Annotated in this window: 10 protein-coding genes and 2 pseudogenes; 10 read left to right on the forward strand and 2 right to left on the reverse strand. The window is 74.7% G+C overall.

Annotated features, from left to right (window positions below):
* The 3 genes from KDL01_RS33800 to KDL01_RS33810 all read left to right on the forward strand — a co-directional run.
* Positions 1-204, forward strand: a 204-nt coding sequence (locus KDL01_RS33800; protein WP_212532756.1) for a hypothetical protein, incomplete at its 5' end; no start/stop codon positions are given.
* A 100-nt stretch (positions 205-304) separates the two neighbouring features.
* A complete protein-coding gene (locus KDL01_RS44040; protein ID WP_212532757.1) occupies positions 305-1,441 on the forward strand; it encodes a HesA/MoeB/ThiF family protein in 1,137 nt (378 codons plus the stop codon).
* A complete protein-coding gene (locus KDL01_RS33810) occupies positions 1,438-2,736 on the forward strand; it encodes a hypothetical protein (protein ID WP_212532758.1) in 1,299 nt (432 codons plus the stop codon). Before KDL01_RS44040 ends, KDL01_RS33810 begins: the two co-directional genes overlap by 4 nt.
* Before the next feature lie 78 nt (positions 2,737-2,814).
* Here the strand turns inward: KDL01_RS33810 and KDL01_RS33815 are convergent, their stop codons facing one another.
* Positions 2,815-5,757, reverse strand: coding sequence for an AfsR/SARP family transcriptional regulator (locus KDL01_RS33815; RefSeq protein WP_212532759.1), 2,943 nt, complete (start codon positions 5,755-5,757; stop codon positions 2,815-2,817).
* A gap of 645 nt (positions 5,758-6,402) precedes the next feature.
* Here KDL01_RS33815 and KDL01_RS33820 point away from each other — a divergent pair.
* The 7 genes and pseudogenes from KDL01_RS33820 (at position 6,403) to KDL01_RS33850 (ending at position 10,711) form a co-directional block, all read left to right on the forward strand.
* Positions 6,403-7,071, forward strand: coding sequence for a riboflavin synthase (locus KDL01_RS33820; RefSeq protein ID WP_212532760.1), 669 nt, complete (start codon positions 6,403-6,405; stop codon positions 7,069-7,071).
* Positions 7,068-7,808 carry a nicotinamide riboside transporter PnuC gene (pnuC, locus tag KDL01_RS33825; RefSeq protein ID WP_212532761.1) on the forward strand — a complete coding sequence of 247 codons (741 nt, stop codon included), beginning with the start codon at positions 7,068-7,070 and terminating at the stop codon, positions 7,806-7,808. Before KDL01_RS33820 ends, pnuC begins: the two co-directional genes overlap by 4 nt.
* A pseudogene (gene ribB, locus KDL01_RS33830) lies at positions 7,805-8,431 on the forward strand (3,4-dihydroxy-2-butanone-4-phosphate synthase); the annotation flags it as partial. The gene pnuC and the pseudogene ribB, both read left to right, overlap by 4 nt.
* A gap of 73 nt (positions 8,432-8,504) precedes the next feature.
* Entirely contained in the window at positions 8,505-8,999 is a 495-nt protein-coding gene (gene ribH, locus KDL01_RS33835) for a 6,7-dimethyl-8-ribityllumazine synthase (protein WP_212532763.1), read from the forward strand.
* Entirely contained in the window at positions 8,996-9,265 is a 270-nt protein-coding gene (locus tag KDL01_RS33840; RefSeq protein ID WP_212532764.1) for a phosphoribosyl-ATP diphosphatase, read from the forward strand. Before ribH ends, KDL01_RS33840 begins: the two co-directional genes overlap by 4 nt.
* A 40-nt stretch (positions 9,266-9,305) precedes the next feature.
* Positions 9,306-10,148 (forward strand): ATP phosphoribosyltransferase, encoded by an 843-nt coding sequence (gene hisG, locus KDL01_RS33845; RefSeq protein WP_212532765.1) that lies wholly within the window; start codon positions 9,306-9,308, stop codon positions 10,146-10,148.
* A 26-nt stretch (positions 10,149-10,174) separates the two neighbouring features.
* Positions 10,175-10,711, forward strand: a complete 537-nt coding sequence (locus KDL01_RS33850) for a PH domain-containing protein (protein ID WP_212532766.1) — start codon at positions 10,175-10,177, stop codon at positions 10,709-10,711.
* A gap of 74 nt (positions 10,712-10,785) precedes the next feature.
* Here KDL01_RS33850 and KDL01_RS33855 read toward each other — a convergent pair.
* Positions 10,786-11,106, reverse strand: a pseudogene (locus KDL01_RS33855) (hypothetical protein); the annotation flags it as partial.

The following is an 11,106-nucleotide window of genomic DNA, read 5'->3' on the forward strand; positions in this document are numbered from 1 at the left end:
GCCCACACCACCCCCACCTTCGGCCCGTCCGACCCTTGTGACCTTGGCTTTCCCTCCCGTGACACCGCCGCGATAGGCGCGCGTTATGGCCCGCGCGCCAGGATGGCGGCGGTTCTACGGGAGGAGGATTCCGCGATGAAGATCGAGGTCAAGAAGGCCGAGAAGGTGCAGGCGACCGTTTACCAGCCGCCGCCCTTCCTCTGACAGGTGCGTTCGGCGCGGGCGGCTTGCTCCGCCCGCGCCGGACGTACCCCACCCCCTTGCGGGGGAGCCAAGGTCGGAGTCGGACACCAGGGAGCGGGCAGTGGTCCCGAAGCTCAAGCACGCGCTGTGGGAACGCGAGGGCGCGGACGTGCGGATCCTCGTCGAGGATCCGGTCGAACAGATCGTCCTGACGGACGGCGACGGGCGGCTCGAACGGCTGCTCGAGTTGTTGCAGGAGGGCAAGCGGCCGCTCGACGAGCTGGTCGTGGCGCTGAACGCGGTCTACGCCGACGCGGGCACCGACGCCGAACCGGAGCCGGGCACCGGCACCGACGCCGCGGCCGAGGTGACGCGGGCGGAGCTCGAGGAGGCGCTGTCCGTGCTCGACGGGCTCGGACTGGTGTTCGACGCCTCGCCGGACGGGCTCACCCCCTGGCAGCGCGAGCGCTACTCCAGCAACCTCGAGTTCTTCGCCACCTACGCGTCCCTCGCCCGGCGCCCGGCCGAGTTCCAGTGGCGGCTGTTGGACGCGCAGGTGGTGCTGCTCGGGGTGGGCGGGGCCTCGGCCGCGCTGCAGGCGCTGTGCGGGCTCGGCGTCGGGCGGCTGCGGCTGGTGGACTTCGACCTGGTCGAGTCCAAGAACCTGGTGCGCCAGTTCACCTACCGCACCGAGGACATCGGCCGGCCCAAGGTCGAGCGCGCGGCTGAGTGGGTGCGCGCGTTCAACCCGGAGATCGAGGTCGAGCCGGTCTTCCGGCGGATCGCGGGGCCGCAGGACGTCCCGGCGCTGATCGAGGGGGCCGACCTGGTGCTGGCCGGCATCGACCAGCCGGTGGCGGCGTCGGACTGGGTCGAGGAGGCGTGTGTGGCCGCGGGGGTGCCGTACGTCTCCGGCAGCGGGCAGGGCAGCCAGCTGGCGTACTGGTCGGTGGATCCGGGCCGTTCGGCCTGCCGCCGCTGCGCCACGACCGGCAACGCGGCGCGGATGGGGGATCTGGCTGGGCTGCTGGGCCGGCTCAGCGCGGACCGTCCGGTCGCCAACCGGTCCACCGGGCCCGTGGTGATGCAGCTCATGGGCATGGTCACGCTGGAGATCATGCGGTATCTGACCCGCTTCGCCGAGCCGGTGTCGGCAGGCCGGTACCACATCGTGGATCTGACGACGGGTCGGCTCACCGAGCTGCCCTGGGAGCCGGTGCCGGACTGCCCGACCTGCGCGAAGGCGCCGACGCGATGAGCGCCGAGACCCTCGACGGGGCGACTCGGCTGACGCTGCGTCCGCTCAGCATCACCCCGCACGGCGACGGCGACGGGACCGGAGGCTCGAACAGGGGCGCCGCCGGCACCGGGCCAGAGCCGGGCGAGATCCCGGGCGAGATCATGGTGGGCGACGCGGCGCGGGGCGAGTTCGTGGTGCTGCCCGCGGTCGCCGGGCCGGTGATCGCGGCTCTCGCGGCCGGACGCAGCCTCGACGAGGCGGCCGCGGACGTGCTCGCGTCCACCGGTGTCGAGGTCGACGTGGCCGACTTCGCGGCGGCGTTGATCGACCTGGGCTTCGTGGCCAGGGTGGGGGACCGGGAGACGGCGGCGGGTGCGCCGCGCGGCGAGGGCACCGGCGGGCGCTGGGGAGCGGCCGCGGTGCGCGTGTTCGGGCCCGCATTCGCCCGGGCCCTGTGGCCGGTGTACGCGCTGGTCGGCGCGGTGGATGTGGCGGCCGTGGCCGGCGACCGGGCGCTACGGCCGGCCGGCGGGCAGCTGTACTTCCTACCCGATCCGCTGGCCGGTCTCGCCCTGCTGACGCTGACGCAGATGTGCGTGGCCGCAGGGCACGAGAGTGCGCACTGGATCGCCGCGCGCCGGGCCGGGGTGCCGTCCAGGATCGGGGTGGGCCGGCGCGGCTACCTGCTGGTGCTGCAGACCGACCTGAGCGCGCTGCGGGCGGTACCGCGCCGCGCCCGCTTCGCCCCGCTGTGCGCCGGACTCGCCTTCGACTCGTGCGTGCTCGCGGTGAATCTGGCGCTGCGTCAGGGCGCCCGCGACGGGTGGTGGCACCTGCCGCCGACCCTGCTCGGCTTTCTGGCCGGGCAGGCGGCGATGCAGGTGCTCGCGATGGCGCTGCAACTGTTGATCTTCCTGCGGTCGGACCTGTACGGGGCGCTGGTGCTCGGGTTCGACTGCGTGGACCTGAGCCGGGTGGCCCGCCTCACGCTGCGGGCCCGGCTCGGCCGGTACGGCCGCCTCGGTCCGGACGAGCGGGCCGTGCTCGCGCGGGCCGACCGCCGGGACCTGCGGGTGGCCCGCTGGTACAGCTGGCTGCTCGGGATCGGCGCGGTGCTGGCCGCGTTCTGCTTCGCCGGGATCGTGGTGCCGGGGATCTGGCGGGTGTGCGGCTGGGTCCGCACCGCGCTGGCCGATCACCCGGTCGCGTCCACCGCGTTCTGGGAACCGGTCGGATGCGCCGTGATCCTGCTCCTGCCGTCCCTGCTGCCCTGGGTCCTCGCGCTTCGCGAACGGAGGGCGCGAAGCGCGTGACCCCGGGTGGCGGGGATCAGGCCGGGCCGCCGTCGCGACGCTCTCCCCGCGACGGCGGCCCGGCGCTTCCACCGCGTCTCAGGCCCGCTCCACCGAGCCGCCGTCGCCAACCGGCTCGGGCGGGCCGGCCCGCCCGGGCAGAGCGGCCGACCCGTGTTCGGCCAGCATGTCGATGGCGAGCCGGTAGGCCTCGAGGTCCATCCGGTCCCCGGGGCCGCCGAGCCGGTCCACCATCTCGACCGAGGCCGCGCAGTGGCGCACCCCCTCGACGCCGCGGCCGAGGCCGATCAGGGCACTGCCGAGGTAGGTGAGCGCGCGGGCCTCCGAGTGCGCGTTGCGCAGCCGGCGGGCGAGGTCGAGGGCGAATCCGGCCTCGTCGGCCGCCTCGCGGGCGTGGCCGGCGGAGACCAGCGCCTGGGCCAGGCTCAGCACGCCCTCGAGCAGGCCGTCCTGGTTCCCGTCGACGCGGAACTGCTCGATCGCCTCCCGCCACAGGGTCAGCGAGCCCTCGGTGTCGCCGAGTTCGTAGACGCACAGGGCGATGTTGGTCAGCAGCGTGGAGCGCAGCCGCGGCGTCGTGACGTGCACGGAGGCCTCGCGCGCACGTTCCAGGGTCGCCAGCGCCTCCGCGGTGCGGCCGAGTTCGCGGTGGCAGGCCGCGAGGTTGCTCAGCGTGCCGGCCTCGACCAGGTAGTTGCCCTGGCGGTGCCGGATCTCGGCCGCGATCGTCAGGTGCCTGATGGCCGACTCGGCCCGACCGGACTGCGCGCACACCGAGCCGAGCTGGTTGAGCACCCAGGCCTGCGCCGTCTCGTCCCCGATCCGCCGCGCCGCCGCGTCGCCCACCTCGAGGGCGCGGCGCCACTGCGCCCAGCGGTGCGAGCGGCTGAAGTAGTCCCACAGCTCCAGCGGCAGCCGCCAGGCGTACTCGTCCAGGCCGTGCTCGTAGGCGAGGCGGACGGCGGCGGCGAGGCCGTCGATCTCCTGGCTCAGCCACTCGAGCGCGGCGTCCTCGTCGGGCAGGTCCGGCTCGACGCGCTGCGCCTGCTCTGCGGCCTGGGTGTCGAGCTCCACCGGTTCGGGCAGGTCCGGGTGGCGGCGCGAGGGCGCGACCAGCCGCGCGGCCTGCCCGGCCCGGGCCAGATACCAGCGCACCAGCCGCTCCGGCGCCTCGGCGTAGCGGCCCTGGCGGTCGCGGCGCACCAGGTCACGGGCGTACGCGCGGGTCAGGTCGTGCAGCGCGTACGCGTCGGGCGCGGGGGACTCGAGCAGGTGGATCTCCACCATCTCCTCGAGCACCGCGGCCACCTCCCACGGCGGCGCTCCGGTGGCCGCGGTGACGGCGTGCAGCGAGATCACCGGGGCGTCGCACAGCGAGAGCGCGCCGAGCACCAGCGCCGGGTCCAGCGGGCCGCCGTCCTCGGCCAGCGAGTCGAGCGAGACCTGGAATCCCGCGCGCACGGCCAGATCCCCGACCGCGAGCTCGTCGAGCAGCCGGTGCGCGTCGTCGAGCCGTCCGGCCAGGTCCGTCACGCTCCAGCCCGGGCGCGAGGCCAGGCGCGCGGCCGCGGCCCGCAGCGCCAGCGGGAACCCGCCGCACGCGGCCACCACCCGGGCCACCGCGACCGGCTCGGCCAGCGCCCGCTCCCGCCCGGCGATCCGGGCGAACATCCCGGCCGCCTCCACCGCGGGCAACGGGGCGAGCTGCACCCGCCGGCAGTCCTCGAGGCCGGAGAGCCGGTTGCGGCTGGCCACCAGCACCGCGCTCGGTCCGGGCCCGGGCAGCAGCGGCCGCACCTGCGCGGCGTCCGCGGCGTCGTCCAGCACGATCAGGACCCGGCGTCCGGCGACGGCGGTGCGGTACCGGGCCACCAGGTCGTCCAGCGCCCGGCCCTCACCCTCGGCGCCCAGGCCGAGGTCGTCCAGGAACCGGCGCAGCACGTCCTCGGCCGCGCGCGGGGACGCGCCGGCGCCGTGCAGCGGAGCGTAGAGGCAGCCGTCGGCGTACTCGGACTCGATCGCTGCGGCCGCGGCCAGCACCAGCGCGGTCTTGCCGATGCCGCCCGGGCCGGTCACCACGGTCGGCGCGCCCGAGCGGGCCCCGGCCATCGCGGCCTCAAGCTCCTCGTCGCGGCCGGTGAGCGGACCGGCGGCGGGCAGCTGGCGCGGCACCGGACGGGCCGGCGCGGCCACCACGACCGGGGCCGGCTCGGCCGCCGGCATCGGATCGTAGGGTTCGAGCAGCGCCGGATCCCGGGCCAGCACCAGGGACTGAAGCCGGGTCAGCTCGGGGCCAGGCTCGATCCCGAGCTCGTCCGCGAGCAGGGTGCGCGCCTCGCGGTAGGCGGCGAGCGCCGCGGCCGGTTCGCCCGCCCGGGCCAGGGCTCTGATCAGCAGCTCGTGCGTACGCTCGCGGAAGCGGTCCCGCGCGGTGATCTCGCGCAGCCGGGCCGCGGCCTCGGCGTCGTGGCCCAGCGCCATCTCGGTCTCGGCCCGCCACTCGGCCACCCGCAGCCGCGCCGCCTCGAGTCCCGGCCCGATCTCGCGGGCGAAGTGATCGGCGGGTACGTCGGCGTACGGAGCGCCGCGCCACAGCGAGAGCCCCGCTGCGAACGCCTCGCCCGCCGCGGTCCAGTCCCGCCGGTGCATCGCCGCCCGGCCCGCCGCGGACGCGCGCTGGAACCCCTCCACGTCGTACTCGCCCTCGCCGACCTCGAGCAGGTAGCCGGGCGCGGCCGTGGCCAGCCGGGCGGCGAGGCGCGGACCCAGGATGCGGCGGATCCGCATCACATAGGTGCGCAGCGCCTCGATCGCGCTCGGCGGCGGGGCCTTGTCCCACAGGATGTCCATCAGGTCGCCGGTGGCCACCGGCCGGTTCGGGGTGAGCAGCAGGGCCGCGAGCAGCTCCCGGTGCTTGGCCGCCCGCAGCGTCACCGAAACGTCCCCGTCGGCCGCGAGCAGTTCGCCGAGCACGCCGAAGCGCACGGCGGGCGGGGGCGGGGGCGAGTCGGCCGGAGGCATGATGTCAGCACTCTACGAGTGGGGCGGGATGGGATCAAAGTGCAGTGCGGGCTCGGCCGCCGGCATACCCTGGGCATGTGGGATGACCTGCGCGGACACCGGCGCTCCGAGCGTTTCGGGACTCCGGCCGCACCGATCGGGCCCGGCCGCGGCGCCGTCTCCCACCCCTCGCCGGAGCGCGTCACCCTATACCCGGGGCGGGCGGCGCGCCGGGCGGACGCGCCGCGTTGTGAGGCGGGCCACCCGGATTTAGGGGTGATCGGGAATGGGAATCCGTGGCACACTGTTAGCGAAGACGACAAGCGTGCCCCGGGGTCGGTGAAACTCCGAACCGGCGGTGACAGTCCGCGACCCGGCTGGTCTCCAGCGGCGGTCCGCGCTCGCGAGAGTGCGTGCCGCACGAGGAGCCCGAAGGTTGACCCGGTGAAACTCCGGGACCGACGGTGACCGGCGCGTCCGTCCGCATCATGCGGCGAACGCCCGGAAGTCCGGATGGGAGGCGGCACGCGGGACGTCGGCCCTGCCGCGCCCGGCCGGACTCGTTGACGAGCCGGTGCCGAGGAGCGCGAGGCCGTGCGCGCCCGTCCACGCCTCCCGGCCCCCACCCCGGTGCATCCACCCGCGGTGTGATGAGGGAGCCACACGGTGTTCACCGGAATCATCGAGGAACTCGGCGAGATCGTCGCCATCGAGACTCTGCCCGACGCGGCGCGCTACACCGTGCGCGGCCCCGTCGTCACCGAGGACGCCGTGCACGGCGCCTCGATCGCGGTCAACGGCGTATGCCTGACCGTCGTGGACGAGACCGGGTCGGCCGAGCTCAAGGGCGGGCAGTTCACCGCCGACGTCATGGCCGAGTCCCTCGTCCGCTCCAGCCTCGGCGACCTGCGCCCCGGCGACCGGGTCAACCTGGAGCGCCCCATGGTGGCCAACGGCCGCTTCGGCGGGCACATCGTGCAGGGCCACGTCGACGGCACCGGCACCGTGCTCGGCCGCACCCCGGCCGAGCACTGGGAGCTGGTGCGCATCTCGCTGCCGGCCGGCCTGGCCCGCTACGTGGTGGAGAAGGGTTCGATCACAGTCGACGGCATCAGCCTGACCGTCAGTGCCCTGACGGACGGGGCGGAGCCCGACTTCACCGTGTCGCTGATCCCGGGCACGCTGGCCCAGACCACCCTCGGCTTCAAGCAGCCCGGCGCCCGGGTCAACCTCGAGGTCGACGTGATCGCCAAGTACACCGAGAAGCTGCTCGGCCGCGCCGCGGCCGTCACCGAGACCGCCGAGCCCGTGCTCGAAACCGAGGCGACCCGGTGAACCACCTGTTCGGCTGGGCGAACGCGCTGGCCTTCCAGGCCGGCGGGGAGAGCGTGCGCTGGTCCGACCTGCTCGGCAACCTGCTCGGCCTGGCCACCGTCGCGCTGGCCATCCGCCGCTCGCTGTGGGCCTGGCCGGTGCAGATCACCGGCGCGGTGCTGCTGTTCGGCGCCTCCATGTCCGTGCACCTCGGCGGCAACGCCGCCCGCCAGCTCGTGGTCATCGCGGCCGCCTCCTACGGCTGGTGGCGGTGGAACCGGCAGCGCGGCGCCGGGCACCCCGAGGGCGTGAGCATCCGCTGGGCCGCCCCGCTCGAACGCCTGGCCCTGCTCGGCTTCCTGCTCGTGGGCACCGCCGGGTTCGCCTGGCTGCTCTCGGCCACCCACGCGTCCTGGGCCCCGCTGCCGGACGCCTACATCTTCGTCGGCTCGCTCGCCGCCACCCTGTGCCAGGGCCGCGGCTGGGTCGAGTTCTGGTTCGTCTGGATCGCCGTCGACGTGGTCGGCGTGCCGCTGGCCTTCCACAGCGGCCTGCCGGTCTCCGGCTTCACCTACGGCGTCTACTTCCTGCTGGTGCTGGCCGGGATGCGGCAGTGGATCCGGCTGGCCCGGCCGGCCGCGTCCGCCGCCGCCCCGCGCCGCGCGCCCGCCACAGCCGTCACCGCCCCCGCATCCGTCACCTCCGCCGCCCCCGCGACGCGCGCCGTCGACGTCGTCACCGAAGGAGTCTGCGCATGAGTACCCCGACCCTCGAGGACACCGGTCTCGGGCTCGACTCGATCGAGACCGCGCTGTTGGAGATCGCCGCCGGCCGGCCCGTCATCGTCGTGGACGACGAGGACCGGGAGAACGAGGGCGACATCATCTTCGCGGCCGAACACGCCACCCGGGAACTACTGGCCTTCACCATCCGCTACTCCAGCGGCGTCATCTGCGTCTCCATGGACGACGAGCGGGCCGACGCGCTCGAACTGCCGCCGATGACGGCCGTCAACCAGGACCGCAAGGGCACCGCCTTCACCGTCTCGGTGGACGCGCGCGAGGGCATCAGCACCGGTATCAGCGCCGCCGACCGCGCGCACACCATCGGGCTGCTGGCCGACCCGGCCACCCGGGCCGGGGACCTGACCCGCCCCGGCCACGTCTTCCCGCTGCGCGCCCGCCCCGGCGGCGTGCTCGAGCGCCCCGGCCACACCGAGGCGGGCATGGACCTGGCCCGGCTGGCCGGACTCAGTCCGGTGGGCGTACTGGTCGAGATCGTGAACGACGACGGCACCATGGCCCGGCTGCCGGACCTGCGCGTGTTCGCCGCACGCCACGGTCTCGCGCTGATCTCCATCGCCGACCTGATCGCATATCGGACGCACCACCGGCTCTGAGCCGGTGCTGCGCTAACGTCGAGACAACGCAACACAGATCGAAGGAGCACCTTCCGTGGCAGGCAGCGGAGCCCCCGAGCTCGGCATCAACCCGTCCGACCTCAAGCGCTGCGCGCACCTGCGCGTGGCCGTGGTCGCGTCGCAGTGGCACACCGAGGTCATGGACGCGCTGATCACCAACAGCGTCAAGGCCCTGGCCGAACTCGGCATCGACGAGCCCACCGTGGTGCGCGTGCCCGGCTGCTTCGAGCTGCCGGTGGCCGCGCACGCCCTCGCCCGGCAGCGCTACGACGCGATCGTCGCCCTCGGCGTGGTGATCCGCGGCGGAACCCCGCACTTCGAGTACGTGTGCGCGGCGGCCACCGAGGGCCTGACCCGGGTCGCGGTCGACTCCGGCATCCCGGTCGGCTTCGGCGTGCTCACCTGCGACACCGAGCAGCAGGCGCTCGACCGCTCCGGCCTGCCCGGCTCGGCCGAGGACAAGGGCCGCGAGGCCGCGCTCAGCGCCGTGTCCACCGCCCTCACCCTCAAGGCCCTGGGGGAGCAGTGAGCGCGAAGACCTTCGAGGAGCTGTTCCAGGAGCTCGGCGCGAAGGCCGCGGCGGGCACGCCCGGCTCGCGCACGGTGGAGCTGGTCCAGGCCGGCGTGCACACGATCGGCAAGAAGATCGTGGAGGAGGCCGCCGAGGTCTGGATGGCCGCCGAGTACGAGGGCGAGGAGCGCACCGCCGAGGAGATCAGCCAGCTGCTCTACCATCTCCAGGTACTGATGATCGCGCAGGGCATCTCCCTCGACGACGTGTACCGCACTCTCTAGACCCGCACTCCACGCACACCAGACGAAGGACGGAAACTCCATGCTGCGCATCGCCGTGCCCAACAAGGGATCGCTCTCCGAGGCGGCCGGCGCCATGCTGCATGAGGCCGGATACCGCCGCCGGTCGGACCGGGAGCTGCTGGTGGTCGACCCCGACGCCGGGGTGGAGCTGTTCTTCCTGCGCCCGCGCGACATCGCCGTGTACGTCGGCTCCGGCCGGCTCGACATCGGCATCACCGGGCGGGACCTGCTGCTCGACTCGCGGGCCGAGGCCGAGGAGATCCTCGCGCTCGGCTTCGGCCGCGCCTCGTTCCGCTTCGCCGGGCGCCCGGGCTCCGGCTCCACCCTCGAGGACCTCAAGGGCAAGCGGATCGCCACCTCGTTCCCCGGCATCGTGCAGGCGCACCTGGACCGGGCCGGGGTGCCGGCCGAGGTGGTCAAGCTGGACGGCGCGGTGGAGATCGCGATCCAGCTCGGCGTCGCCGACGTGATCGCGGACGTGGTGGAGACCGGTTCGACGCTGCGTCAGGCCGGGCTCGAGCTGATCGGCCCGCCGATCCTGGAGTCCGAGGCCGTGGTGGTCCAGCGCCGGGACGCCGAGCCCGCGCCGGGCGCCGAGCAGTTCCTGCGCCGGATGCAGGGCGTGCTGGTGGCCCGCAAGTACGTGCTGATGGACTACGACATCCGGGCCGAGCGGCTGCGCGAGGCGGTGGGCCTGACCCCGGGCCTCGAGTCGCCCACCGTCAGCCCCCTGCATTCGGAGGGCTGGGTGGCCGTGCGGGCCATGGTTCCGCGCGAGCAGACCCAGCGCATCATGGACGACCTCTGGGCCATCGGCGCACGCGCTATCCTCGTGACCGACATCAGGGCCTGCCGGCTGTAGCGGTCGGGCCCCGCGGAGCGGAGCGGATGGAGTCGATGGCGCCGAACGGTTTCCCGACCCGGGGCCCCGGCGCGGCCGCCGGGGACGGCGGTTCCGGCGGCGGCGCCCCGGCACCCGCCCTGCCCAGGCTTCCCGTCACCTGGCGGCCGCACCGCACCCGGGCGATCATCCACGCGGTCGCGGCCGTGCTCGTGGTGAGCATGACCGCGATCGCCGCGCTGCTCCCGTCCGACGGCGGCCAGCCCTGGCCGCTGCCGGACCGGATCGCCTTCGCCGGCATCGGCTTCGCCGGCGCGATCGTGCTCATGGTGCTGGCCCGGCCCAAGGCGGTCGCCGCCGCCGAGGGCCTGAAAGTCGTCAACATGCTGCGGACGCACCGGCTGGAGTGGGCCCAGATCGTCGCGGTGAACCTGCGTTCCGGCGACCCCTGGGTCCTGCTCGACCTCGACGACGGCACCACCCTCGCGGTCATGGGCATCCAGCCCGCGGACGGATTGAACTCCGCCCGCGCCGCGGTCGCCGAGCTGCGCGCGCTGGTGGACTACTACTCGTACCTGGTCTGACGCCGCGTCGGACGCGGGCGGCGCCGGCGCCGCCCGCGTCACAGCGGGCTGCTTCACCGCCCGCCCGAGCCGCCTCACAGCAGCCCGAGCACGCCCCCGACCAGCCCGCCGAGCAGCCCCGTCGAACTGCTCGAGCTCGCGCTCGGCGAGGGGGAGGCCTCGGACGCGGTGCTGCTGGGCGCGGCCGAGGTCCGCGGTGCGGCGGTGGTCGGGGTGGCCGGCCTGGTCGCGGCGGTGACCTGGGCCTCGGCCGCGCCCTGGGCGGTGCCCGGGTCGGGCGCGGGGGCCAGCTGCGACGGGCCGATCGGCGGGGAGGGCGAGTCGCTGGCGGCGGCCGCGTTCTGCACGTTGCCCACCGACCCGCCGGCGCCGGGGGCGGTGACCGTGGTCAGGGG

The sequence above is a fragment of the Actinospica durhamensis genome, from assembly GCF_018139695.1.
Classification (GTDB): Bacteria; Actinomycetota; Actinomycetes; order Streptomycetales; family Catenulisporaceae; genus Actinospica; species Actinospica durhamensis.